Origin of the sequence: Cohnella laeviribosi DSM 21336 (genome assembly GCF_000378425.1) — a bacterium.
Lineage (GTDB): Bacteria > Bacillota > Bacilli > Paenibacillales > Paenibacillaceae > Cohnella > Cohnella laeviribosi.
Window position 1 is genome coordinate 1 of record NZ_KB899814.1, and the last position, 23,474, is coordinate 23,474.

The 23,474-nt window shown below is 60.3% G+C and carries 23 protein-coding genes, 6 tRNA genes and 1 rRNA gene; 28 read left to right on the forward strand and 2 right to left on the reverse strand.

Going from position 1 to position 23,474, the window contains the following annotated elements; all coding sequences use genetic code 11:
• The 25 genes from F560_RS0106265 to F560_RS0106385 form a co-directional block, all read left to right on the forward strand.
• Window positions 1-265, forward strand: a 23S ribosomal RNA gene (locus F560_RS0106265); the annotation flags it as partial.
• A 109-nt stretch (window positions 266-374) separates the two neighbouring features.
• Window positions 375-451: transfer RNA gene (locus F560_RS0106270), tRNA-Met, on the forward strand.
• 19 nt (window positions 452-470) lie between these two features.
• Window positions 471-546: transfer RNA gene (locus tag F560_RS0106275), tRNA-Val, on the forward strand.
• Window positions 547-552: 6 nt separating this feature from the next.
• Window positions 553-629 (forward strand) — tRNA-Asp (locus tag F560_RS0106280).
• 22 nt (window positions 630-651) lie between these two features.
• Window positions 652-727, forward strand: a tRNA-Phe gene (locus F560_RS0106285).
• Between the two features lie 59 nt (window positions 728-786).
• Window positions 787-872: transfer RNA gene (locus F560_RS0106290), tRNA-Tyr, on the forward strand.
• Window positions 873-879: 7 nt separating this feature from the next.
• Window positions 880-955, forward strand: a tRNA-Lys gene (locus tag F560_RS0106295).
• A 138-nt stretch (window positions 956-1,093) separates the two neighbouring features.
• Window positions 1,094-2,041 carry an MraY family glycosyltransferase gene (locus F560_RS0106300; RefSeq protein WP_019004871.1) on the forward strand — a complete coding sequence of 316 codons (948 nt, stop codon included), beginning with the start codon at window positions 1,094-1,096 and terminating at the stop codon, window positions 2,039-2,041.
• 71 nt (window positions 2,042-2,112) lie between these two features.
• Window positions 2,113-3,201 (forward strand): PucR family transcriptional regulator, encoded by a 1,089-nt coding sequence (locus F560_RS0106305; protein ID WP_019004872.1) that lies wholly within the window; start codon window positions 2,113-2,115, stop codon window positions 3,199-3,201.
• A gap of 92 nt (window positions 3,202-3,293) precedes the next feature.
• Window positions 3,294-4,418 carry an ABC transporter ATP-binding protein gene (locus F560_RS0106310; RefSeq protein ID WP_019004873.1) on the forward strand — a complete coding sequence of 375 codons (1,125 nt, stop codon included), beginning with the start codon at window positions 3,294-3,296 and terminating at the stop codon, window positions 4,416-4,418.
• Window positions 4,419-4,563: 145 nt separating this feature from the next.
• Complete coding sequence (gene hprK, locus F560_RS0106315; protein ID WP_019004874.1) at window positions 4,564-5,496, forward strand: HPr(Ser) kinase/phosphatase; 933 nt, start codon at window positions 4,564-4,566, stop codon at window positions 5,494-5,496.
• Window positions 5,497-5,544: 48 nt separating this feature from the next.
• Window positions 5,545-6,825, forward strand: coding sequence for a prolipoprotein diacylglyceryl transferase (gene lgt, locus F560_RS22670; RefSeq protein ID WP_019004875.1), 1,281 nt, complete (start codon window positions 5,545-5,547; stop codon window positions 6,823-6,825).
• A gap of 79 nt (window positions 6,826-6,904) precedes the next feature.
• Window positions 6,905-7,567 carry a pyrophosphatase PpaX gene (gene ppaX / locus F560_RS0106325; RefSeq protein WP_019004876.1) on the forward strand — a complete coding sequence of 221 codons (663 nt, stop codon included), beginning with the start codon at window positions 6,905-6,907 and terminating at the stop codon, window positions 7,565-7,567.
• Window positions 7,564-8,088, forward strand: a complete 525-nt coding sequence (locus F560_RS0106330) for an acyltransferase (RefSeq protein WP_026298129.1) — start codon at window positions 7,564-7,566, stop codon at window positions 8,086-8,088. Before ppaX ends, F560_RS0106330 begins: the two co-directional genes overlap by 4 nt.
• Window positions 8,085-8,336, forward strand: coding sequence for a hypothetical protein (locus F560_RS0106335; protein ID WP_019004878.1), 252 nt, complete (start codon window positions 8,085-8,087; stop codon window positions 8,334-8,336). Before F560_RS0106330 ends, F560_RS0106335 begins: the two co-directional genes overlap by 4 nt.
• 47 nt (window positions 8,337-8,383) lie before the next feature.
• Window positions 8,384-9,604: an ATP phosphoribosyltransferase regulatory subunit gene (locus F560_RS0106340; RefSeq protein ID WP_019004879.1), complete on the forward strand. Its 1,221-nt coding sequence runs from the start codon at window positions 8,384-8,386 to the stop codon at window positions 9,602-9,604.
• Window positions 9,601-10,239, forward strand: coding sequence for an ATP phosphoribosyltransferase (gene hisG, locus F560_RS0106345; RefSeq protein ID WP_019004880.1), 639 nt, complete (start codon window positions 9,601-9,603; stop codon window positions 10,237-10,239). Before F560_RS0106340 ends, hisG begins: the two co-directional genes overlap by 4 nt.
• Before the next feature lie 42 nt (window positions 10,240-10,281).
• Window positions 10,282-11,571, forward strand: a complete 1,290-nt coding sequence (gene hisD, locus F560_RS0106350; RefSeq protein ID WP_019004881.1) for a histidinol dehydrogenase — start codon at window positions 10,282-10,284, stop codon at window positions 11,569-11,571.
• A complete protein-coding gene (gene hisB, locus F560_RS0106355) occupies window positions 11,568-12,170 on the forward strand; it encodes an imidazoleglycerol-phosphate dehydratase HisB (protein WP_019004882.1) in 603 nt (200 codons plus the stop codon). Before hisD ends, hisB begins: the two co-directional genes overlap by 4 nt.
• Window position 12,171: 1 nt before the next feature.
• Window positions 12,172-12,780, forward strand: a complete 609-nt coding sequence (hisH, locus tag F560_RS0106360; RefSeq protein ID WP_019004883.1) for an imidazole glycerol phosphate synthase subunit HisH — start codon at window positions 12,172-12,174, stop codon at window positions 12,778-12,780.
• 30 nt (window positions 12,781-12,810) lie between these two features.
• Window positions 12,811-13,551 carry a 1-(5-phosphoribosyl)-5-[(5-phosphoribosylamino)methylideneamino]imidazole-4-carboxamide isomerase gene (gene hisA / locus F560_RS0106365; protein WP_019004884.1) on the forward strand — a complete coding sequence of 247 codons (741 nt, stop codon included), beginning with the start codon at window positions 12,811-12,813 and terminating at the stop codon, window positions 13,549-13,551.
• A 90-nt stretch (window positions 13,552-13,641) separates the two neighbouring features.
• Window positions 13,642-14,400 carry an imidazole glycerol phosphate synthase subunit HisF gene (hisF, locus tag F560_RS0106370; RefSeq protein WP_019004885.1) on the forward strand — a complete coding sequence of 253 codons (759 nt, stop codon included), beginning with the start codon at window positions 13,642-13,644 and terminating at the stop codon, window positions 14,398-14,400.
• The gene (gene hisIE, locus F560_RS0106375) at window positions 14,397-15,059 is read left to right on the forward strand and encodes a bifunctional phosphoribosyl-AMP cyclohydrolase/phosphoribosyl-ATP diphosphatase HisIE (protein ID WP_019004886.1); all 663 of its coding nucleotides are present in this window, start codon (window positions 14,397-14,399) and stop codon (window positions 15,057-15,059) included. The genes hisF and hisIE overlap by 4 nt, the downstream gene beginning before the upstream one ends.
• A 9-nt stretch (window positions 15,060-15,068) precedes the next feature.
• Entirely contained in the window at window positions 15,069-15,875 is an 807-nt protein-coding gene (gene hisJ, locus F560_RS0106380) for a histidinol-phosphatase HisJ (protein WP_019004887.1), read from the forward strand.
• An 86-nt stretch (window positions 15,876-15,961) separates the two neighbouring features.
• Window positions 15,962-16,912 carry a ribose-phosphate diphosphokinase gene (locus F560_RS0106385; RefSeq protein WP_026298130.1) on the forward strand — a complete coding sequence of 317 codons (951 nt, stop codon included), beginning with the start codon at window positions 15,962-15,964 and terminating at the stop codon, window positions 16,910-16,912.
• 91 nt (window positions 16,913-17,003) lie between these two features.
• On the opposite strand, the gene F560_RS0106390 is transcribed toward F560_RS0106385, so the two are convergent.
• Together F560_RS0106390 and F560_RS24510 are read right to left on the reverse strand one after the other, a co-directional pair.
• The gene (locus F560_RS0106390; protein ID WP_019004889.1) at window positions 17,004-18,833 is read right to left on the reverse strand and encodes an ABC transporter ATP-binding protein; all 1,830 of its coding nucleotides are present in this window, start codon (window positions 18,831-18,833) and stop codon (window positions 17,004-17,006) included.
• The gene (locus F560_RS24510; protein ID WP_083932024.1) at window positions 18,830-19,369 is read right to left on the reverse strand and encodes a PadR family transcriptional regulator; all 540 of its coding nucleotides are present in this window, start codon (window positions 19,367-19,369) and stop codon (window positions 18,830-18,832) included. The genes F560_RS0106390 and F560_RS24510 overlap by 4 nt, the downstream gene beginning before the upstream one ends.
• Window positions 19,370-19,648: 279 nt before the next feature.
• Between F560_RS24510 and F560_RS0106400 the strand changes: the two genes are divergently transcribed.
• From F560_RS0106400 to F560_RS0106410, 3 genes are all read left to right on the forward strand, one after another.
• Window positions 19,649-21,379, forward strand: coding sequence for a tetratricopeptide repeat protein (locus F560_RS0106400; RefSeq protein ID WP_019004891.1), 1,731 nt, complete (start codon window positions 19,649-19,651; stop codon window positions 21,377-21,379).
• A gap of 142 nt (window positions 21,380-21,521) precedes the next feature.
• A complete protein-coding gene (trxB, locus tag F560_RS0106405; protein WP_019004892.1) occupies window positions 21,522-22,472 on the forward strand; it encodes a thioredoxin-disulfide reductase in 951 nt (316 codons plus the stop codon).
• A gap of 38 nt (window positions 22,473-22,510) precedes the next feature.
• The gene (locus F560_RS0106410; protein WP_019004893.1) at window positions 22,511-23,461 is read left to right on the forward strand and encodes an ROK family glucokinase; all 951 of its coding nucleotides are present in this window, start codon (window positions 22,511-22,513) and stop codon (window positions 23,459-23,461) included.
• The last annotated feature ends 13 nt before the right edge of the window (window positions 23,462-23,474 follow it).

The following is a 23,474-nucleotide window of genomic DNA, read 5'->3' on the forward strand; positions in this document are numbered from 1 at the left end:
GTAGGAAATTTGAGAGGGGCTGTCCTTAGTACGAGAGGACCGGGATGGACGCACCGCTGGTGTACCAGTTGTTTCGCCAGGAGCATAGCTGGGTAGCCAAGTGCGGAAGGGATAAGCGCTGAAAGCATCTAAGCGCGAAGCCCGCCTCAAGATGAGATTTCCCAATACGTAAGACCCCTGGAAGAACACCAGGTTGATAGGCTCGGGGTGGAAGCGCGGCAACGCGTGGAGCTGACGAGTACTAATCGGTCGAGGGCTTATCCTAAAGCTTCGACAACAGCGCTTCGTTTCGTATCCGGTTATCAAGGTGTAAGCCTTGAAAGCTTGATTAACCGATCCTGCGCAGCCGCGAGGTTGTGCATGGTACGTGGTGTGGCGGCGTAGCTCAGCTGGCTAGAGCGTTCGGTTCATACCCGAGAGGTCGGGGGTTCGATCCCCTCCGCCGCTACCAAATTACATATTTCGATCATGGAGACTTAGCTCAGCTGGGAGAGCATCTGCCTTACAAGCAGAGGGTCGGGGGTTCGATCCCCTCAGTCTCCACCATCACGCGGAGCTGTGGTGTAGAGGCCTAACATGCCTGCCTGTCACGCAGGAGACCGCGGGTTCGAATCCCGTCAGCTCCGCCACTTTCATGCATACAATAACTGCGGCTCGGTAGCTCAGTTGGTAGAGCAGAGGACTGAAAATCCTCGTGTCGGCGGTTCGATTCCGTCCCGAGCCACCATAGCTTTCACAGCCGGTATAAGCAATCGCGAAAAACGCCATGCTAACCGGAGACCGCGTGGAGGGTTAGCGAAGTGGCCAAACGCGGCAGACTGTAAATCTGTTCCCTTTCGGGTTCGGTGGTTCGAATCCATCACCCTCCACCATTTATCCGAGCCATTAGCTCAGTTGGTAGAGCACCTGACTTTTAATCAGGGTGTCGAAGGTTCGAGTCCTTCATGGCTCACCAGTTTTTTTGCAAACGACAGGCGCGCAGGCGTCTGTTTTTTGTTTTTGTACCGCTTTGCGCGATTCCTTCTCCATTCCGTATTCTTGTCGTCCGTTCGGGAAAAGTAAGAACATTCCCTTCAGTCCGGAGGACAAGCGCATGACGTACCTTTATGCAATGGGATTTGCGTTTCTGCTCGTCTTTTTGCTCGTTCCCGTCGTAAGAACCGCCGCGCTGCGCATCGGCTTCGTGGACCGGCCCGCTAGGCGCAAAATCCATAACCGCCCCGTTCCGCTAAGCGGCGGAGTCGCCTTGTATGCAGGGGTCGTCTTGACTTCCTGGCTGTGGCTGGGCGATTCGCCGCTGGTGCGCGCCCTTGCCGCCGGCGGCGGGCTGCTGGTCGTCATCGGGCTGGCCGACGATGCGTTCAAAGCCCGGGGACGGGAATTTCCGGTATGGCCGAGGCTCGTTCTTTACATCGGGGTTTCGCTGATTCCCGGATGGCACGGCATTGCGATTGCCGGCATTTCGTCGCCCTCCTCTTCCGCCATGATTGTCTTTCCGGAAGGATGGGGGATTTTTTTTACGGCGGTATGGGTGTTCGCTCTGATCAACATGGTCAACTTTATCGACGGCATCGACGGATTGGCCTCCGGGGTGTGCGTCATCTCTTCGTTGACGTTGTTCGCGGCGTCTCTGCTCGGCCATCAGGAGGTTACGGCCCTGATCGCGGTCGCGCTTGCCGGTTCGTGCCTGGCGTTTCTCGCGTTCAATTTTCATCCGGCCCGCATTTTCATGGGAGACGCCGGAGCCACGTTTCTCGGGTATACGCTTGCGGTTACGGCGATCGAAGGCACGCTGAAGGGGGCGACGTTTCTTTCGCTCCTTGTGCCGCTGCTTGCTCTGGGGGTGCCCATTCTCGATACGGCGGTCGTGTTTACAAGGCGGCTGCTCGAGGGCAAGGGGCTGCATCGGGCGGACAATCTGCACACGCACCACAGTCTGATGAAGTGGGGATTGACGCAGGTGCAAACCGTTTCGTTTCTTTATTTGATCGCGTCGGTGTTCGCGCTGATGTCCATCGTCGTATTGCTGATGCTGAGGTAGAGCTTAACGTCTTCGATCCCGGAATTATGTTACAATAACGGTAACGACTCGCGGGAAAGGGGCGGACAACGTTGACCAAAGCGAAACTTCAGCAGCTGCAGCAGGTGTTGGGCGCTCCCGTCGTGACGGGTACGATGAGCTTGGCCGACTGGGAACGAATCGGAGGCAAAAAGGATGCCGAAATCGGGGATTACGTGGAAACCGAAGACGGCGTCCGGCTGATCACGTGGACCGAGGCCAACGAGCTGCAGTACATTCAGACAGAGGCAAAGCTGACTCCGCTTGAGAAGGAACTGCTGAGATGGGCGCTGCGGCAGCAGTCGGGTAAACCCGGAGGCGGCACCGATCTGGAACGCCAGGCGCGCCGGCTTGGGGAGTGGATCGAGCAGCGCATTTTGTCCGGGCAGACCCACGCGGAGGTGCCGGACTGGCTGGAGATTCGCGGCAAGCTGTTTGACGGAATGATCCCTTTTCTTCTGCAGAACGATCAGGCGGGCGACCGGGAGCCCGCCTATTCCGAACTGGAAAAGGTGCTCCGCTCGTTCCTTTCCGATGAGATGCTGCTTGTGCCGCTTCAGGAAAGGGAATGGCTGATTCTCGGTCCGGACCGGCTGCTTTTGGAGGTCGATTCGGCCGACAGCGAGCTGGTCGATCACGAGGAGACGAAGGAAGCGCTTTTTTCCCTGGCTACAGGGCTGCACGAGATGTTCACGGAACAATGGGGCGGAGAATGCCACGTCGCCGTGGGCGAACCGATCATCCCGACCGAAAGCCTGGTGCGCGCGGTCAGCGAGCTGCGCGAGACGATTCATTTGGGCCGCAAGTTTCATGTCGGCATGCAGGTGCATATGCCCTGGGCCGTTCACCTGGAACGGCTGCTGAACGATATTCCGGAAGCCGCCAGGTCGCGCTTTATGGAAGAGATGATGGCGCGGCTGGATCTGTTCAACGACCCCGAAACGGTGTCGACGCTCGACGCTTTTTTCACGATGGACTGCAATGTCAGCGAAACGGCCAAGAAGCTGTATATTCACCGCAACACCCTTTTATACCGGCTGGACAAGTTGAAGCAGGAGGCCGGGCTTGACGTCCGTTCCTTCAACGACGCGGTTCTCGTGCGGATTATGCTGCTATTGTACAAAGTTACGAAAAGGAAATGAATTTTTTGTGCGCTTTGTGCATAGTCATTCGTTCTCCCCGTGCGGTAAGATATTACTGTACCTTAAACGAAGTGTTAGGGGGAACTTATACGATGGCAGGCGTACGTTTAGAGCATGTTTATAAAAAATATCCGGGTTCCGACAAAGCTTCGGTAACCGACTTCCACCTTGACATTAAAGACAAAGAGTTCCTCGTACTGGTAGGTCCTTCCGGCTGCGGCAAATCGACCACGCTGCGGATGATCGCAGGCCTTGAAGAAATTTCCGAAGGCAAGCTGTACATCGGCGACCGCGTCGTCAACGACGTAGCCCCGAAAGACCGCGATATCGCAATGGTGTTCCAGTCCTATGCACTGTATCCGCACATGAACGTGTATCAAAATATGGCGTTCGGCCTGAAGCTGCGCAAATTCCGCAAAGACGAAATCGACCGCCGCGTTCGCGAAGCTGCCCGCACGCTGGAAATCGAGCACCTGCTCGACCGCAAGCCGAAGGCGCTGTCCGGCGGTCAACGCCAGCGCGTCGCCTTGGGCCGCGCGATCGTCCGCGAACCTCAAGTGTTCCTGATGGACGAACCGCTGTCCAACTTGGACGCTAAGCTGCGTACGCAAATGCGGGCCAACATTTCCAAGCTGATGAAGCGTTTGGAAACGACCTGTATCTACGTAACGCACGACCAGACCGAAGCGATGACAATGGGCGACCGCATCGTTGTCATGAAAGACGGCGTCATTCAACAAGCGGCAACTCCGGAAGTGCTGTATAACCATCCGATCAACCTGTTCGTCGCAGGTTTCATCGGCGCTCCGGCGATGAACTTCATCCCGGGCCAACTGACGGAAGAAAACGGTGCCGTTCACTTCCGGGCGACGGGCATCAACGTCGAAATTCCGGAAGGCAGAGCGAAAGTGCTGCGCAGCAAGAGCTATGTCGGCCGCGAAGTCATTCTCGGCTTCCGTCCGGAAGACATTCACGAAGAGCCGGTATTCATCGAGGCTTCGCCGAAGTCGGTCGTAAACGCCAACATCGAAGTCTGCGAAAACCTCGGGCCGGAAATGTACCTGTACCTGACCGGTCTGGGCAAAGACAACGTCATTGCCCGCGTAGACGGACGTTCTACGCTGAAAGAAGGCCAAAACGTCAAGCTCGCCATCGACATGAACAAAATCCATATTTTCGACAAGGATACCGAGCTGAACGTGTTCGAAATCGAATAAGGCAATGCGGATCGCTTCCGTTTCAGAATGCCCGGCCGTCATGGCCGGGCGTCTTTCGTTTCGACGGCTGATGCGTCATAGTTTACATTGATTTCGCGCGTTTTTTTCGATACGATGAATAAATAACCGGGAAGGGAGCTGTACGATGCCCAAAAAAGTTAGAGTATCCGAACTCGTGCAGCAGTTCCAATTGGAAGTGGTGGCGGGCGAAGAAGGCTTGCGCCGCACGATCGAGACCGACGACCTCAATCGGCCCGGCCTGGAAATGGCCGGCTATTACGACTATTATCCAGTGGAACGCGCACAAATTCTCGGGAAGACGGAGTTGGCCTTTCTTGAGACGCTGACGTCCGACGAACGCCGGGAACGGTTGGAACGGATCTGCACGGATGAAACGCCCTGCATCATCACGACTCGCGGGCTTGAAGTTCCCAAGGAGCTCGTCGAAGTTGCGAACGAACGCCAATTTCCGGTTTTGCGCAGCGGCATGGCGACGACGATCCTGATCAGCCGCATCACCAACTTTTTGGAGAAAAAGCTGGCTCCAACGGCTACGATCCACGGCGTCCTGGTGGATGTGTACGGGGTTGGAATGCTTATTACCGGAGGCAGCGGCATCGGCAAAAGCGAAACGGCGCTGGAGCTCGTCAAGCGCGGCCATCGCCTTGTCGCCGACGATGCGGTCGAAATCCGGCAGACGGCGGATAACCTGCTGTACGGAAGCGCTCCGGAGCTGATCCAGCACTTGCTCGAGATTCGCGGGCTGGGCATTTTGAACGTCATGACGCTGTTCGGCGCAGGGGCCGTTCGCACGCAGAAGAAAATCAGCCTGGTCATCAAGCTGGAGAACTGGCAGCAGGAGAAGCAGTATGACCGCCTCGGGTTGGACGAAGAGACCACCAAAATTATCGATGCGGAAATTCCGCTTGTGACGGTGCCGGTCCGCCCCGGACGGAACCTGGCCGTCATTCTCGAAGTGGCCGCAATGAATTACCGCCTCAAACGGATGGGGTACAATGCGGCTCTGCAATTCACCAACAAGTTGACCGAAGCGATTGCGGACGATGATTACGATTAATGACGGCCCGCGGCGTCTTGCGCGGCCGGAAAGAGACGGAGGATACGGATGTTGCCGTTCGTGTTGAATCCCATTGCCTTTACGTTGGGGCCCATCGAGGTGCACTGGTACGGGATTATTCTCGGCATCGGCGCTCTTGTCGGGCTGCTGCTTGCGATTCGGGAGGGGAAACGCTTTGGAATTCCCTCCGACTTTTTTCTGGATTTGCTGCTGTTTGGCGCTCCATCGGCGATCATCGCCGCCCGTTTGTATTACGTGCTGTTCAAATGGGATTATTACCGCGAGCACCCGGGCGAGATTATCCGCATTTGGGAAGGCGGCATCGCCATTTACGGGGCTTTGATCGGAGCGCTCGTCTGCGGGATCGTCTATTGCCGCAAAAAAGGGTACTCGTTCCTGCGCATCGTCGATATTTGCGTTCCCTCGCTGCTGGCCGGCCAGATGATCGGCCGCTGGGGGAATTTCGTGAACCAGGAAGCGTACGGAGGGCCGGTAAGCGAGTCTTTTCTCCGGGATACGCTGCACCTGCCCTCCTTTATCGTCGATCAAATGAACGTGCAGGGCACGTACGTTCATCCTACCTTTTTGTACGAATCGCTGTGGAGCCTGCTGGGCCTTATTCTCCTGTTTATCGTCAGAAGACAAACGTTTCTCCGGGCCGGCGAGCTTTTTGTCATCTACTTCTCCTGGTACTCGGTCGGCCGCTTCTTTATCGAAGGGCTGCGCACGGATAGCCTCGCCTTCAAAGGGCCGGAATGGCTCGCCTCGCTGGTGAACGCCTTGTGGACGCCGATGGAATGGGCCGGCTTCGAGCAAGGCTATTTGGACCCGATGTACGGCAACGTTCGCGTTTCCCAGCTTCTCGCGCTTCTTATTGTGATTGCCGGTATCGTCTTTTTTGCGGTTCGCAGACTTGCGGGCTGGGCGAACGAGCGTTATGCCGATCCGATCGTGCCCAACCAAGCGGGCGCGCCCCGGCACGATGCCGCCGCAGCGGGCAAAGACGCGTCTGCGGACGCGGGAGCCTCTTCCGTCATCTCCGCGCATTCGTTTGCAACGCCCGATGAACGCAAAGAAGAGCGGCTTGCCGCAGGCACCGGAGATGGGCGTTCCGAACGGGAAGGAACGGCCTCTCGCGATGACGCTTCGGACAAGCCGGCAAGCCCGGACGGCTCATCCGGCTCCTCCGGCGGCAGCGATGGCGCGGGGGGATCGGATTCGAGCCCGGCCGATGCCGGTTCCGCGGGAGGAGCGGAGCCTGCGGGTTCGTCCGACGGCGGATCAGCGGGAGGTTCGGACTCTGGCGGAGGCGGGGGCGGTGCGGATTGACCGGCGTGCCGGGCCGCTTCGGGCCGGCGTATTCCGGGAGTTATTTTCAGCATGAATGTAAAATGAGGAGCTTCAACGCATGAACCAGGCTATAACGACCGTTCTGTTCGATTTGGACGGTACGATTATCGACACGAACGAACTGATCATCGAATCGGTCCTGCATGCCGTGCAAGGCGTCGTGCCGGAAGGCTTCAACCGCGAGCACATTATTCCGAAAATGGGATTGCCGCTGGCGATGCAGATGCGGATGTTCACGGGGCTGGAAGACGTGGACGAGCTGGTAAGGCGGTACCGGGAGTACAATCTGCGCCGTCACGACGAGATGGTGTCGCTGTTTCCGGGCGTGGCCGAAACGGTGCCCAAACTGAAGGACGCGGGCTTGAACGTGGGGATCGTCACGACCAAGATGCGCGACACGTCCCGCCGCGCTTTGAAGCTGCTCGGCATTTTGCAATATATGGACGTCATCGTGGCATTGGACGACGTGCAGCATGCGAAGCCGCATCCGGAACCGGTGCAGAAGGCGATGGCGGCGCTCGGCGCCGAGCCGGCCCAAACGCTTATGATCGGCGACAGCCCCGTCGATATCGAGTCCGCGCTGCAGGCCGGGGCGATACCGGTCGGCGTCGCCTGGTCGCTTAAAGGCGAGGCCGTGCTGCGGGAGGCCGGGGCGGCTTACGTGCTGAACAGCATGGACGATCTGCCAATTATATGCGGAATCGAGGCTGAATCCCGGTGAGACAGGTGGAGCGGTACCCGGTGGAGGGGCCGAATTCGTTGTGGCAGGTATACCGCACCGTGCCCAGGTGGAAGGCCGTGCGCAATTTCGTCTTTATCCAGCTGGCCCGGTACTGCCCGGATCTTCGGGTCAAAAACTGGATTTACCGCCGCATCCTCGGCATGAAGGTGGGGAAACAAACCTCTTTTGCGCTTATGGTGATGGTCGACGTATTTTTTCCAGAGAAAATAACGGTCGGCGACAACACGATCATCGGCTACAACTCCACGCTGCTGACCCACGAATACCTGATCGACGAATACCGCCTCGGGCCGATTCGGATCGGCTCGAACGTGATGATCGGCGCCAACGTGACGATTTTGCCGGGCGTGACGATCGGCGACGGCGCCGTCGTGGCGGCCGGGTCGGTCGTTCACCGGGATGTGCCGGCCAATGCCCGGGTGGGCGGCAATCCGCTGCGCGAGCTCGGTGCGGACAAGCATGAGCCGATCTCGGCGTTTCGCCCGGAAGGACGGGAATGAACGATAAAAGCCGTTTTCCCGCGGCGTTGCCGTCTTTGGCGTGTACGGCAGGCATAGGGCGACGAAAAAACGCTTTGGCTTACCGCCTCCAGACCGTCCTGATTGCAAGGACGGTTTTGGGGGTTTATTTCGTTCCGCTCAGGTTCGCTCCTTTGGGGCGGATTACCGGCTTGACGGCGGGCATGCTTCATGATAAAGTACATTCAAAATCTTTATTTTGGCAGTATGGTAATATGGTAGCACTTTAACGTGATAAAGAAAGTGCTCCGCAACATACAGAAACGGGGTTTGCGTTGTGTCCAAGCCAAAGGTGTTCGAAAAGCCGACGGGCGTCAAAGACTATTTGCCTCATGCCGTGGCGAAGCTGCGGCGGATCGAGCGGAACGTGCTGGAATGCATGCGGCGCTGGGGCTACGAGCAGATCGTGACGCCGACGTTGGAATATTACGATACGGTGGGGGTGGCCAGCGCCACCTCCGATCGGAAGCTGTTCAAGCTGCTGGACCATCGGGGCACGACGATCGTGCTGCGCTCGGACATGACGGCGCCGATCGCCCGCGTGGCCGCCTCGCTGCTGAAGGAAGCGCCGTTTCCGCTGCGGCTCAGCTATCACGCGAACGTGTTTCGCGCATTCGAGGACGAGGGGGGACGCGACGCGGAATTCGTCCAAACCGGCGTAGAGCTCATCGGCGATCCGTCCCCGGAGGCGGACGCGGAGACGATTGCGCTTGCCATTGCGTCCCTGAAGGCGGCGGGCGTGCCCGCGTTCAAAATCGCGGTCGGCCATGTAGGCTTTCTGAACGGATTGTTCGAGGAGGCGCTGCCGGGGCGCGCCAGCGAGCAGGAAAGCCTGAAAGGCAGATTGCTCCAGCGCGACTACGTCGGGTATCGCGAGGAGCTGCGATCGCTGTCGCTGGATGAAGCGGTGCGCGAGGAACTGGAAGGCGTGCTGCGGCTGCGCGGCGGCCGGGAAGTGTGCGAGCAGGCGATGCAGCTTGGCGCCAGCGGGGATGCGCAGGAGGCCATCCGCCATCTGCGCGCCGTTTGGGACGTGCTCGAGGCTTACGGCGTTCAGGAGCACGTGCTGATCGACCTGACGATGATCGGCGATTTCTCCTATTATACGGGCATGACCTTCGAGGGCTATGCGTCGAATCTCGGTTTTCCGGTGTGCAGCGGCGGCCGGTACGACAATCTGCTCGGCCAGTTCGGCCGGCCGGCTCCGGCGACGGGATTCGCGCTCAAGACGACGCGCATTCTCGAAGTGGTCGACGACGAGGCGGAGGACGCCGGGCGCACGCTGATCGTATACGCGCAAGACAAGCGGCGCGAGGCGCTGGCCGAAGCCGCACGGCTGCGCGCGGACGGGCGGATCGCGGTAACGGCTTTGGCCGAGGAGGCGCAAGAGGCCGAGGAGCTTAGGAAGCTGGCTGCGGACGGCGGACGTTTCGCTTACCGGGGCACGGACTACAGCCGGCTTGTCGTGTACGGATTCGGAGAGGAGGAGCGGGCATGACGGATAACGGCATGTTGAAGGTCGCGATGCCCAAGGGCCGCATCTACAAGCAGGCCAGTAAGCTGTTCCGGGAAGCGGGTCTGCCGATTCCCGAGGACTTTGACGACTCGCGGCGCCTGATCGTCCCGGTTCCGGAAGCGAATATGGAGTTTATTTTGGCCAAGCCGGTCGACGTTCCGACCTACGTCGAATACGGCGTGGCGGATATCGGCGTCGTCGGCAAGGACGTATTGATGGAAGAAAACAAGGACGTGTACGAGCTGCTCGATCTCGGCATCGCCAAGTGCCGGATGTCGGTGATCGGGCTGCCCGGCTGGAAGCCGGTCATTCATCCGCGCGTCGCGACGAAATATCCGAACGTGGCTTCGCAGTATTTCCGCGAACGGGGACAGCAGGTAGAGGTCATCAAGCTGAACGGCTCGATCGAGCTTGCTCCGCTGATCGGGCTTGCCGACCGCATCGTCGATATGGTGGAGACGGGGCAGACGCTGAAGGAAAACGGGCTGGTCGAGATGGAGACGATGTTCGCGGTGACGAGCCGGCTGATCGCCAACCGCGTCAGCTACCGGCTGAAAAACGCGCAAATCCAGGAGTTGTGCGACCGGATCGGCCGCCATGTGCCGGCCCGGAGTTAAGGAAGCAAGGGCAAATTCGTCAGGAGTAAGGGGGACGGCCTCATGTATATCGGTTCGGCGAAGGGCTTTCGCCTCGAGCGGGAGACCGAATACGGCACGCCGCAGCAGAATGCGACGGTCGCGGAGATCGTGGCGGCGGTGCGCCGGGAAGGCGATGCGGCGCTGCTTCGCTATACGGCGCAGTTTGACAAGGTGGAGCTAAAGCCGGGCGAGCTGCGGGTGACGGAAGCGGAAATCGCGGCGGCGTACGACAAGGTGGAGCCGGACTTTCTGAGCGCGCTGCGGCAGGCGGCGGCGAACATTACGGCGTTCCATGAAAAGCAGAAGCGGTCGTCGTGGATGGACGTGCAGCCGGACGGAACGATGCTCGGGATGGCGATCCGGCCGCTGAAGCGGGTCGGCTTGTACGTGCCGGGAGGAAAGGCGGCGTATCCTTCGTCGGTGCTCATGAACGTGCTGCCGGCCAAGGTGGCGGGCGTGCCGGAGATCGTGATGGTGACGCCGCCTTCGACCGGAGGGCGCGCGGGCATCGACCCGTACATTCTCGTTGCGGCCGCTGAGGCGGGCGTGACCGAGATGTACCGGGTCGGGGGCGCGCAGGCGATTGCGGCGCTCGCGTACGGGACGGAGAGCATTCCCGCCGTCGACAAGATTTGCGGGCCCGGCAACATCTATGTGGCGCTGGCCAAGCGCGCCGTGTTCGGCGCGGTGGACATCGACAGCATCGCCGGGCCGAGCGAAATCGTCGTGCTGGCCGACGACACGGCCGATCCGCGCTATGTGGCCGCGGATATGCTGTCGCAGGCGGAGCACGACGAGATGGCGTCGGCGGTGCTGGTGACGCCGTCGGAGAAGCTGGCGCAGGCGGTCGCAGCCGAGCTGGACCGCCAGGTGGCGACGCTGCCGCGCCGGGACATTGCGGCGAAGTCGCTGGCGGATTACGGCGCCATTCTGACGGTGGCGGACCTTGCCGAAGGCGTCGCGGTCGTCAACAAGCTGGCGCCGGAGCATCTGGAAGTCATGGTGGAGGACCCGCTTAGCCTGCTCGGATCGATCGAGAACGCGGGAGCGATCTTCCTGGGGCCTTACAGCTCCGAGCCTGTGGGCGACTATTTTGCCGGACCTAACCACATTTTGCCGACGAACGGAACCGCGCGGTTTTCCTCGCCGCTGAATGTGGACGACTTTTTGAAGAAATCGAGCCTGATCCGCTACAGCCGCGAGGCGCTGCTGCGCGACACGCCGGGCATCGCGACATTGGCGCGGCACGAAGGGCTTGAAGCTCACGCAAGAGCGGTCGAAATCCGATGGGAAGGTGGAAAAAACCAATGACGCAACAGGCGCAACAACGCGCGGCCGAAATCGCCCGCAAAACGAACGAGACCGACATCAAGCTGTCGTTTGCCGTCGACGGCACGGGCTCCGTGGATATCGAGACGGACGTCCCTTTTTTGAACCATATGCTGGACCTGTTTGCGAAGCACGGCCAATTCGACCTGAAGGTCGAAGCCCGCGGGGATGTGGATGTCGACGATCATCATACGGTCGAGGACATCGGCATCTGCCTCGGCCGGACGCTGCGCGAGGCGCTTGGCGACAAGGCCGGCATCAAGCGGTACGCGAGCGTGTTCGTTCCCATGGACGAAGCGCTGGCGCAGGTTGTCGTCGACATCAGCAACCGGCCGCATCTCGAATACCGCGCCGAATACCCGTCGGCGACCGTCGGCAGCTTCAGCACGGAGCTGGTGCACGAATTTCTGTGGAAGCTGGCGTTGGAAGCGCGGATTACGCTGCACGTCATCGTGCACTACGGGAAAAATACCCACCACATGATCGAAGCGGTATTCAAGGCGCTCGGGCGGGCGCTGGACGAGGCGACCTCGATCGATCCCCGGGTGAAAGGCGTGCCGTCCACGAAGGGAGTGCTGTAAGGTGATCGCCATCATCGATTACGGCATGGGCAACCTTCACAGCGTCAGCAAGGCGGTGGAGCGGCTTGGCTACGAGGCGGCCGTGACGTCGTCGCCGGAGGCGATTCTGGCGGCGGAGGGCGCGATTTTGCCCGGCGTCGGCGCTTTCGGCGACGCGATGCGCAACCTTCGCGAGACCGGACTGGAGGACGCGGTCAAAGCTTACGCCGCATCCGGCAAGCCGCTGCTCGGCATCTGCCTCGGCATGCAGCTGCTGTTCGAAGAGAGCGAGGAGCATGGCGTTCACAAAGGGCTGGGGCTGCTTCCGGGCCGGGTAGTCCGCTTTAAGGGCGACTATAAGGTGCCGCATATGGGCTGGAACCAGCTTGCGTTCACGCAGCCAAGCCCGCTGTTTGACGGGCTTAAGCCGGGCTACGTCTACTTCGTGCACTCCTACCATGCGTTGCCGGAGCGTCCCGAAGATTTGCTCGCGACCACGGATTACTACCAGCCGGTGACGGCGATCGTGGGCCGCGGTTCGCTGTACGGCATGCAATTCCACCCGGAAAAAAGCGGCGAGCTCGGCATGGCGCTGTTGGAGCGGTTTCTGTCGATCGCCCGGGCCGGATAAGGACGACCATAAAGGAGGAACGGGCGAATCATGTCCCATTTTATTTTGTATCCCGCCATCGATATTCGCGGCGGAAAATGCGTTCGGCTGCTTCAGGGCGACTACAACAAGGAAACGGTATATAACGAGGACCCGGTCGCCGTTGCCCGCGATTGGGAAGCGCAGGGCGCGCAGTGGATTCACCTGGTCGATCTGGACGGGGCGAAGGCCGGGCATCCGGTCAACGACGAGCTGATCGGCCGCATCGCCGCCGCGGTCAAGGTGCCGGTCCAGGTCGGCGGCGGGCTGCGGACGGAAGCGGACGTGGAGCGCCTCATCGGGCTTGGCGTCTCCCGCGTGATTCTCGGCACGGCCGCGATCGAAGACCGCGCGTTCGTGAAGAAGGTCCTGGCCCGCTACGGCAGCAAGGTCGCGATCGGCATCGACGCCCGGGACGGCTTCGTGGCGACCCGCGGCTGGCTGGAGACGTCCGAGGTGAAGGCGGAGGAGCTTGCGGTTTCGCTGGCGGCGGAAGGGGCCGAAACGTTCATCTTCACCGACATTTCCCGCGACGGGATGATGGGCGGCCCGAACGTGGAGGCGATCGTGCGGCTTGCGCAGGTGTCCGGGCGCACGGTCATCGCCTCCGGCGGCGTGAGCAAGCCGGAGGACCTGGAGCGGCTGGCCGGGCATGCGGCGGACGGCGTCGGCGGCGCGATCGTCGGCAAAGCGCTGTACACGGGCAGCATCCGTCTGGCGGATGCGGTGAAGCGGTTCGCTTCCCAATCATAACCAGACCGGCCGAAGGCAGCCGGGGCAGCGCCCAAAGAGCGTCTCCCGACGGCTGCCGGCGGCGGATCGGAACGGAAAGGGGCCAAGCTTATGCTGGCAAAACGGATTATCCCTTGTCTTGACGTAAAGGACGGCCGCGTTGTCAAAGGCGTCAACTTTGTCAACCTTAAAGATGCGGGCGATCCGGTCGAGCTTGCGGCGCTTTACGACCGGGAGCACGCGGACGAGCTTGTATTTCTCGACATCTCGGCTTCGCACGAAGGGCGCGCGACGATGGTCGATGTCGTCCGCCGGACCGCGGGGGAGATCACGATCCCGTTCACGGTCGGCGGCGGCATCGCTTCGGTCGACGACATGAAGCGGCTGCTCCGCGCGGGCGCGGACAAGATCGGCATCAATACGGCGGCGATCCGCAATCCGGATCTGATCACGGACGGTGCGAAAATGTTCGGCAGTCAGTGCATCGTCGTCGCCATCGACGCGAAGTTTAACCCCGAATGGGGCGAATGGGAAGTCTATACGCACGGCGGCCGCAATCCGACGGGCATCCGGGCGCTTGAATGGGCGAAAGAAGCCCAGCGGCGCGGAGCCGGCGAACTGCTGCTGACCAGCATGGACGCCGACGGAACGAAGGACGGGTTCGATCTGAAGCTGACGCGCGCGGTGTCGGAAAGCGTGAGCATCCCGGTCATTGCGTCCGGCGGGGCGGGCAATGCGCAGCATTTTGCCGACGTGTTCGCGGAGGGCAAGGCCGACGCGGGGCTGGCCGCGAGCATTTTCCATTACAAAGAAGTGACCATTCGCGAGGTTAAGGACGAGCTGCGGGCAAAAGGAGTGAACGTACGATGAGTGCGTCTTGGATCGGCGGGATCCGCTGGAACGCGGACGGGCTGGTGCCGGCCGTTGTGCAGGATGCGTTGAGCAAGGAAGTGCTGATGCTGGCCTACATGAACGAAGAATCGCTCAAAAAATCGCTGGAAACCGGGACGACCTGGTTCTGGAGCCGCTCGCGGGGAGAGCTGTGGAACAAAGGCGCGACAAGCGGCCATACGCAGGAGATCGTATCCCTGCATTACGATTGCGACGGCGACACGCTGCTGGTCAAGGTGAAGCAGAAAGGCCCGGCCTGCCATACCGGCGCTTACAGCTGCTTCTACCGCAACGCCAACGAAGACCTGCCCGGCGACGCGGAGGTTCGGCAGGCGGATCGTTTCGCCGCGCTGTCCAATCTGGAAGCGACGATCGCGCAGCGGGAGGCGGAGCGGCCGGAGGGTTCGTATACGACGTATTTGTTCGAAAAAGGCCTCGATAAAATCCTCAAAAAAATCGGCGAGGAAGCGGCGGAGGTCATCATCGGCGGCAAAAACAACGATCGCCGCGAAATCAGCAGCGAAGCGGCGGATTTGATTTTCCACCTGATGGTGCTGCTGCGCCAGCAGGGCATTCCGCTCGACGACGTGCTGAAGGAACTGGAGTTCCGCCACCGCAAGCCGGTCAAAAAGGACTAGGTGAAACCGATGCGCATCGATTACCATACCCATCACGTTCGCTGCGGCCACGCCGTCGGCGAGCTGGAGGAATATATTCAGAGCGCGATCGCCAAAGGGCTGAGCGAAATCGGACTGTCCGACCATATGCCGCTGCTGCACGTCGATCCGGCGGACTACTATCCGGAGATGGCGATGCCCATGGAGGAGCTGCCCCGGTACGTCGAAGAGTGCTTGCGCCTCAAGGAGAAGTACAGCGGCCGCATTGCGGTAAGGGTGGGGCTCGAAGGCGATTTTATCGAAGGGTACGAGGAAGAAATCGCCCGAATCGTCGAAGCGTACCCGTGGGATTACGTGATCGGTTCGGTCCATTTTCTGGGTACGTGGGACGTGACGGACTTCCGGCAGGTGCACAATTGGGAGGGCAAAAACGTCATCGACGTGTACGAGACCTACTACGACGCGGTTTGCAAAGCGGCGGCGACCGGATTGTACGATTATATCGGTCATATCGACGCGATCAAGCGGTTCGGCTACCGGCCGGAAGAGGATGCGACGGCGCTTGAGGACAGGGCTCTTAAGGCGGTGGCAAAGCACGGGCTTGCGATCGAGCTCAACGCGGCGGGCATCCATACGGCGGCTAAGGAAATGTATCCGTCGCGCAGGATGCTGGAACGGGCGTTCGCGCTCGGCATTCCGGTTACCTACGGTTCGGACGCGCATCATCCCGACCGGGTCGGACAAAAGTGGGAAGAAGCTTCTGCGATGCTGAAAAGTGTCGGATATTCGCAGCTGGTGACGTTTAACGGCCGACAACGAAGGCTGGCGGATTTTTAAAAGTCGGACCCGCTATTGTATAATGTTAAGGTCTATTTAAGAGAAATGTCGATAGACGCGATTTGATCGAACCTGTGGAGGGGCACATGTACGGTAGTAAGCTTCGTATTTTTTCGGGGTCGTCGACTCCGAGGTTAGCCGAAAATATCGCCAATCATCTCGGAATGCCGCTCGGGAAAATCAAGCTTTCGCGATTCAAGAGCGGCGAAATTTATGTTCACTACGAGGAGACGATCCGCAATTGCGATGTGTTCCTCGTGCAGTCTCTGTCTCATCCGATCAATGAATTTTTTGTCGAACTGCTGGTCATGATCGATGCGGCCAAGCGGGCTTCGGCCAGAACGATCAACGTCGTGATGCCGTACTACGGATATGCCCGCCAGGAACGCAAAGCGGCCCCCCGCGAGCCGATATCCGCCAAGATGGTGGCGGACGTGCTGACGACCGTCGGCGCAAGCCGCGTCGTGACGATCGACCTGCATGCCGCGGCCATTCAAGGCTTTTTCAACATCCCGGTCGATCACCTGACCGCTCTGGATCTCATCAGCGATTATCTCAAAGCGAAAAACATCCGCAATCCCGTCGTGGTTTCGCCGGACGCCGGAAGGGCTTCCACCGCGGAGAAACTGGCGAACCAGCTTGACTCCCCGTTTGCGATCATGATCAAAAAGCGCCCCGCACACAACGAATCGGTCATCACTCATGTTATCGGGAATGTAGAAGGCCAGACGCCGATTATTATCGAGGATTTGATCGATACCGGAACGACCATCGTCAACGTCGTGGAAAGCTTGAAGGAACGCGGCGCGGAAGACGCGTTCGTCTGTGCGACGCACCCGCTGTTCTCGGGCGACGCGATCAAGAAGCTCGATCACCCGAATATCCGGGAGGTCGTCGTAACCGACTCCATCGAAGTGCCGCTTGACCGTCCGGAGCGGTTCAAGGTGCTGTCCGTCGCGCCGCTGCTTGCCGATGCGATCCGGATCATTACGGAAGGCGGGTCGATCAGCACGCTCTTTAAGAACGCGGGCATTTGACCTGCGGGCGGAAATCGCATCCATGTCCCAAAGCGAACTTATCGGTTTCGGAGAAAGCTCCGTTCCCGTCTTGGCGGGCCGGGGCTTTGTTTTATTTTAGAGCGTCCATATGCGCATCCGTAACCCGCTTTCCTTGCGGAAACTGCAAATCGTGAAGCTGCCGGTAGCGCCCGCCCGCGCGCAGCAGCTCCTCGTGCGTGCCGGATTCGACGATGGCGCCTTTTTCCAGCACGACGATGCGGTCGGCCTGCCGAATCGTGGACAGGCGGTGGGCGATGACGATGCTCGTGCGGCCGGCCAGCAGGCGCGTCAGCGCTTCCTGAATTTGCTGCTCGGATTCCGTATCGAGCGCCGAAGTCGCCTCGTCGAGTATAATCAGCCGCGGATTGCGCAGCAGCGCGCGGGCGATGGCCAGCCGCTGCTTCTGGCCGCCGGACAGCTTGACGCCCCGTTCCCCGATTTGCGTATCGTAACCGTGCGGAAACGCCGTAATGAAGCCGTGCGCGGCTGCGGCCCGGGCGGCCGCCTCCACTTCCTCGTCCGTTGCGTCCGGCTTGCCGTAGGCGATGTTGTCCCGGACGGTCCCGTTCAGCAGCATAATGTCCTGCGACACGATGCCCATTTGTTCCCGCAGCGACCGGACGGTGACATCGGCAATCCGGTACCCGTCGATCGTGATCTCGCCTTTTTGCGGTTCGTAGAAACGGGCGAGCAGGTGAACGATCGTCGTTTTGCCGGCTCCCGACGAGCCGACGAGCGCCGTCATCGTGCCCGGCTCCAGTTCCAGATTAAAGCCCCGCAGCACCGGCGCTCCGTTCCCGTAGGCAAAATGGACATCCCGGAAAACGATTTTGCCTTGGACCGGCGGCAGGGGAACTGCCCCCTCCTTGTCTTGGATTGCCGGAGACCGATTCATGATTTCCTGAATGCGTTCGAACGCCGCCGCAGCCTGCTGTACCGTATTGAGCGCGCGGCTGAAACGGCGGACGGGATTTTGCAATAGCCGCAAATAGGCGAGAAACGCGACGATTTCCCCGACCGTGAGCTTGCCTCTCATCGCCTGCCAGGCTCCGATCAGCAGAACGGCGGCCATGCCCGTATAGTTGAGCAGGTCGATGAGCGGCTCATAGACCGCGCGCAGGCCGGCGGCCTTGACGCTCGCGGTCATGTTGCTCCGGCTTTTGTCCGAAAACCGCCCGGCCTCATAGTCTTCGCTTGTAAACGACTTGATGAGCCGGATCGACGAAAAGCTGTCCTGCAAATGGTTGTTGACCTCCGCGACCGATTCCTGCACCTTGCGGGAGGCGATGCGGATGCGATGGCCGAACTTGCGCGTCGATAGGATCATAAACGGGAACGTGGCGAGCATGATGCAGGTAAGCAGTCCGTCTTTGTACAGCATATAGGCGACGACGGCAACGAACGTAAACAAGTCGCTTACCAGCGACAACATGCTGGAGGATACGAGCTGCTGCAGCATGTTGACGTCGTTGGTCACCCTGGACATCAAATCGCCCGTGCGGTTGCGGTCGAAAAATCCCATGTCCATCCGCTGAATATGCCGGTACAGCCGGTTGCGCAGGTCGTAGATGACGCGCTGGCCGACGGATGCCATCGTGTAGCTGGCGATGTAGTTGAACAAGCCGAGCAGAACGGCCGTGCCGACAATGCCCGCCGCGATCCAGGCAAGCTCCGCCCGCCGCCGTTCGGAGATGACGTGGTCGATCGTATAGCCGGTCAGCTGCGGGATGACGAATTCGAGCAGGGCGATCAGGACGATGCAGATAAAGGCGGCCACGATCCGCTTCCATTGAGTTCGGATGTGCGGGGCGACGTATCGGAACATGCCGAGGATGCGGCGCTTGCTCGGCGCGGCCCCACCCGGCGCCGCTTTCGCCGCCGCCTGTGCCCTCCGGTTCATCGCGGGCGCTCCCATTGATCGAGCAGATCGCTTAGATGGCGCGCGGATTTGTCCAGCACCCGGCGCAGCGCCGCCCATCGGTCGGGATGCGATCCGGCCGCGCTTTCCGCGCGGACGAGCAGGCGAATCCATTCGGCTTCGGCAAGCCGCAGCTCCTCGGCGGACCAAGGGCGGCTTTCCGGGTTTTCCGGGGATGCGTCCGGAAACGCCCGCTCCTGCTTTTTGCGCGCATGTTCGGCCAGCCATTTGCGGCCGGCTTCGGTGATCGCGTAAATTTTTTTGTCGTCTTCTTCTTTCGCATCGGCCAGCCCCCGCTCCACCAGCATCTGAAGCGCCGGATAGATCGAGCCTGCGCTCGGGCTGTACGCCCCGTCCGACTGCTCCTCGAGCGCCTTCATCATCTGGTACCCGTGCATCGGTTCGTCCGCGATCAGGCGAAGAAGCATGACCGGAAGCCTTCCCCGGCCCAAATACCGGCCTCCGCCTCGCCCCGAGTGATGCCCCCACCGCATATGCCCGTCTCCTCTGCCTCGCATTGTGCAGCCCCTCCCGCAAATGGGTTTTAATATATCGATAAATTTATTTAACGATATATCGAAATCTAAGTCAAGCCGGTTTGCGGCTGCGGCGGGCGCATTCGGGGCAAGCGGCGTTTCGGGCGCGCAGGGAAGGCATGCAGCCGGGTTCGCCGGCTTTCGGGAGCATTTTATTTTAACGATGCTCCGCGTATGGTATAATCGTGGTAATGCAGCCGGCCGTGACGAACGCCCGTACGGAACCGTGCCAATTTACGCAACCGGGAAGGAGCCTTGCCGATGAATCAGCGCAAACGCGCGGTGAAGAGCCGTCGACCGAAAGTCATTCCGTTTTCCCCCGACGCCACCTTCTTTTTCGAACGGGCCGTGCAGTCGCTGGATCGTTTTCACTACGACAAGGCTTTGAAGTATTTCCGGCGCGCGGTGGAGTACGAACCGGACAACCCGGTCAACCATTGCAATATGGCGGGCATTTTGTCGGAGATGGGCCGGTACGAGGAATCGAACGACATTTTGCGTTCCGTCCTGGACCGGATCGATCCGGCCATGACGGAATGCTATTACTATTTGGCGAACAATTATGCCAACATGGAGCAGTACGAAGCGGCGGAGGACGCGCTTGTCCAATATTTGGAGAACGATCTGGAAGGCCATTTTCTGGAGGAGTCCGACGAGCTGCTCGACCTGCTCAATTATGAGCTGAACCGCCCGACCAAGCTGACGACGATCAAGTCGCGGGAAAATCTGTACGCCCACGACAAAGCCCGCGAACTGCTTGAGGCCGGGCGCTTTGCGGAAGCGGTGCGGATTCTGGAAGGAATTCTCGAGCGCCAGCCCGACTTTCTGGCTGCGCGCAATAATCTGGGCTTGGCATACTACTACATGGGGCTGTTCGACAAGTCCGTCCAGACGATCGGCGAGGTGCTCGAGGCGGACCCCGGGAACCTCCATGCGCTTTGCAATCTGGCGATCTTTTATCAGCATGCGAACCACGGCGAACTGAAGGGCCTGATCGCCCTGCTGAAGAAAACGATTCCCTTCCACCCGGAGCACGTCTTCAAGCTGGCGACGACGCTTGGAATCGTCGGAGAGCACGGCGAAGCGTACCGGCATTTCCGGCGGCTGCTGCGTTCCGGGGAATTGTCGGGCGAGCCGTGCCTGCACCATTTCGCGGCCGTCGCCGCGGCGAACATCCGGCGCTACGACGATGCCGAGCGGTTTTGGAAGCAGGCCGCGCGCCTCGATCCGGAATCGGAAGTGCCTCCGTTTTACTTGGGCAAGCTGGACGCGATGCGAAGCGGCGAGTATCCTGCGCCGTCGCATTACCATTTCCACCTTCCCTTCGACGAGCAGTTCCGCCAGTGGGAGCAGCATCCGGAAATGGTGCCCGACGCGCTGAAACGCAATCCGCTTATCCGTTCGTCGTTTTTCTGGGCGCTTCGCCACGGCGACCGCAACACCAAAGCGCAGGTGATTCAGGCGCTCGGGCTTGTGGCCGACGAGGAAGTGATCGACGCGCTGAAGGCGTTTTTGGTCGATCCCGGGGAAGAAGACGAGCTGAAGCGCGTCGCCGTGCTGGTGCTGCGTTCGATCGGCGTGCAGGATGCGCTGACGGTCGTTTACGGAGGTAGGACGCTGACGCTCGAGTCGCGCCGCAAATCGGCGAATTTGCCGATCTGGGACAGCGCCTGGCAGGCGGTGTTGGAGCTGGCGATGGAGCAGATGGCCGGCCGCTACGACGTCGTTCAGCAGCACGACATGATGACGCTGTGGGTCGATTATTTGTCCCGCGTTTATCCCAGCGTGCCGAAGCTGCTCAAGCCTTCCGGATGGGCGGCGGCGCTGGAATATTGGACGGCGAAGATGCACCGCAGGCCGATCACGTATGCCGACCTGGTCAGCCGTTACGGCGCCTCCCAGGCGAGCATCAGCCGTTACGCGAATCTCATTGACGAAGTTTGCGGCATCCGCGAGAAGCTGAAGCGCAGCAGCGCCACGTTCGGGGAATAATAGGCGGCAGCCTTCCCGGAATCGCCGAGCGCGGAAGCGCCGCTATTGGCCAGGTTGCGGAAAGAAGGGTCGACTGTTACAATAATTATTACAGTTAGAACAGGATTGCCGGCGAGCCATTGCCACCAAGGAGGAGAGAATGATGTACAAAACGATAGTCATCGGTACAGGACCGGCGGGATTGACTGCGGCGATCTACTTGGCCCGCGCGAATCTGAAGCCGCTCGTCATCGAAGGGCCCGAGCCCGGCGGCCAGCTGACCACGACCACGGAGGTCGAGAACTTTCCCGGGTTCCCGGAAGGCATTATGGGTCCCGAGCTGATGGCCAACATGCGCAAGCAGGCCGAGCGGTTCGGGGCTCAATTCCGTACCGGCTGGGTCAACTCGGTCGAGACGTCTTCCCGTCCGTTCAAGCTGTCGCTTGAAGGCGGCGAGACGCTGGAAGCCGAGACGCTGATCATTTCGACGGGGGCTTCCGCGAAATATCTCGGCATCCCCGGCGAGAAGGACAATGTCGGACGCGGCGTCAGCACCTGCGCGACCTGCGACGGCTTCTTCTTCCGCGGCAAGAAGATCATTGTCGTCGGCGGGGGAGATTCCGCGATGGAAGAAGCGAACTTCCTGACCCGGTTTGCGTCGGAAGTGACCGTGGTGCATCGCCGGGAAGAGCTGCGCGCTTCGAAGATCATGCAGGAACGCTGCCGCGAAAATCCGAAAATTTCCTGGAAACTGAACCGCACGCCGCTGGAAGTGGTCGCGGGCGAAAACGGCGTTACCGGGCTGAAGGTCAAAAACAACGCCAGCGGCGAGGAAGAGCTGATCGAAGCGCAAGGGGTATTCGTCGCGATCGGCCATACGCCGAACACGAAGTTCCTCGGCGGACAGGTCGAAACGGACGAACTGGGCTATATCGTGACGAAGCCGGGCTCGACGGAAACAAGCGTGCCTGGAATCTTCGCCTGCGGCGACGTTCAGGACACCAAGTACCGTCAAGCGATCACGGCGGCGGGCAGCGGCTGCATGGCGGCGCTCGATTGCGAGAAATTTCTTGAAGGTTCGGCCGTTCACGACTGGAGCCATACCCTCAGCTAACCATACTTCATCTTAACTTATCCGAGGTGTCAGCCATTATGTCTCAAGCTTTATACGTCGGCGTCGATTTGGGCGGTACAGCGATCAAAGTCGGTTTATGCAACGCTGACGGTCAGTTGCTCCGCATCTACGAAGGTCCGACGCAGACGGACCGGGGTACGGAGGCTATTCTGAACAATATTGCGGCGTACGTAAGGGAACTCGTTCCGCCGGATACGGACGAATGGAACGAGGTTCAGGGAGTCGGCATCGGAATCGCCGGGTTTCTGGACATTCCGAACGGCATTATCGACTTCTCGCCGAATCTTCCTTTCCGCAAGGTGCCGGTTAAGGAGATTATGCAGGAGAAGCTGGGCAAAGCCGTCAAAATCAACAACGACGCCAACGTAGCAGCCCTGGGCGAGGCGTGGGGCGGAGCGGGACGCTGCGTCGCGGACTGCGTCTGCTACACGCTTGGCACGGGCGTCGGCGGAGGCATAATCGTTGGCGGCCGGTTAATCGAAGGGTTCAGCGGAATGGCCGGGGAGCTCGGGCATATGGCGGTCGTTCCCGATCTGGAAGCGATCCAGTGCGGCTGCTCCCAAATGGGATGCCTGGAGACGGTGTCGTCCGCGACCGGGATCATCCGCATGGCGCGCGATGCGGTGGAGCGGGGAGACCGGACTTCGCTCGCATACGTGGAAGAGCTGACGGCCAAGGATGTGTTTGACGCAGCCAAAGACGGCGACGAGGTTGCGCAGCGAATCGTCAGCCGCGCCGCGTTCTACCTGGGCAAATCGATGGCGGCGGTCGCAATCGTCGTGAATCCGCAGCGGTTTATTATCGGCGGCGGGGTCAGCAAGGCGGGCGAGTTCCTGTTCTCGCAGGTCCGCGAAGCGTTCGTCAAGCTGACGCCCGAGAGGGCGCGAAACGGCGTCGATATCGTCGCCGCGGAGCTTGGGAACAATGCCGGTGTCGTAGGCGCCGCGGGCTTGTTCCTCCGGGCCTAATCGAGAGTGCGCC

Coding starts and splice junctions, on each gene's coding strand:
- F560_RS0106400 (WP_019004891.1), top strand. CDS start 19,649: ATGAATCAGCGCAAACGCGCGGTGAAGAGCCGTCGACCGAAAGTCATT.
- hisJ (WP_019004887.1), top strand. CDS start 15,069: ATGCGCATCGATTACCATACCCATCACGTTCGCTGCGGCCACGCCGTC.
- F560_RS0106300 (WP_019004871.1), top strand. CDS start 1,094: ATGACGTACCTTTATGCAATGGGATTTGCGTTTCTGCTCGTCTTTTTG.
- F560_RS0106335 (WP_019004878.1), top strand. CDS start 8,085: ATGAACGATAAAAGCCGTTTTCCCGCGGCGTTGCCGTCTTTGGCGTGT.
- hisG (WP_019004880.1), top strand. CDS start 9,601: ATGACGGATAACGGCATGTTGAAGGTCGCGATGCCCAAGGGCCGCATC.
- ppaX (WP_019004876.1), top strand. CDS start 6,905: ATGAACCAGGCTATAACGACCGTTCTGTTCGATTTGGACGGTACGATT.
- trxB (WP_019004892.1), top strand. CDS start 21,522: ATGTACAAAACGATAGTCATCGGTACAGGACCGGCGGGATTGACTGCG.
- F560_RS0106390 (WP_019004889.1), bottom strand. CDS start 18,833: ATGAACCGGAGGGCACAGGCGGCGGCGAAAGCGGCGCCGGGTGGGGCC.
- F560_RS0106385 (WP_026298130.1), top strand. CDS start 15,962: ATGTACGGTAGTAAGCTTCGTATTTTTTCGGGGTCGTCGACTCCGAGG.
- F560_RS0106310 (WP_019004873.1), top strand. CDS start 3,294: ATGGCAGGCGTACGTTTAGAGCATGTTTATAAAAAATATCCGGGTTCC.
- hisIE (WP_019004886.1), top strand. CDS start 14,397: ATGAGTGCGTCTTGGATCGGCGGGATCCGCTGGAACGCGGACGGGCTG.
- F560_RS0106410 (WP_019004893.1), top strand. CDS start 22,511: ATGTCTCAAGCTTTATACGTCGGCGTCGATTTGGGCGGTACAGCGATC.
- F560_RS24510 (WP_083932024.1), bottom strand. CDS start 19,369: ATGCGAGGCAGAGGAGACGGGCATATGCGGTGGGGGCATCACTCGGGG.
- hisB (WP_019004882.1), top strand. CDS start 11,568: ATGACGCAACAGGCGCAACAACGCGCGGCCGAAATCGCCCGCAAAACG.
- hisA (WP_019004884.1), top strand. CDS start 12,811: ATGTCCCATTTTATTTTGTATCCCGCCATCGATATTCGCGGCGGAAAA.
- hisF (WP_019004885.1), top strand. CDS start 13,642: ATGCTGGCAAAACGGATTATCCCTTGTCTTGACGTAAAGGACGGCCGC.
- hprK (WP_019004874.1), top strand. CDS start 4,564: ATGCCCAAAAAAGTTAGAGTATCCGAACTCGTGCAGCAGTTCCAATTG.
- lgt (WP_019004875.1), top strand. CDS start 5,545: ATGTTGCCGTTCGTGTTGAATCCCATTGCCTTTACGTTGGGGCCCATC.
- hisD (WP_019004881.1), top strand. CDS start 10,282: ATGTATATCGGTTCGGCGAAGGGCTTTCGCCTCGAGCGGGAGACCGAA.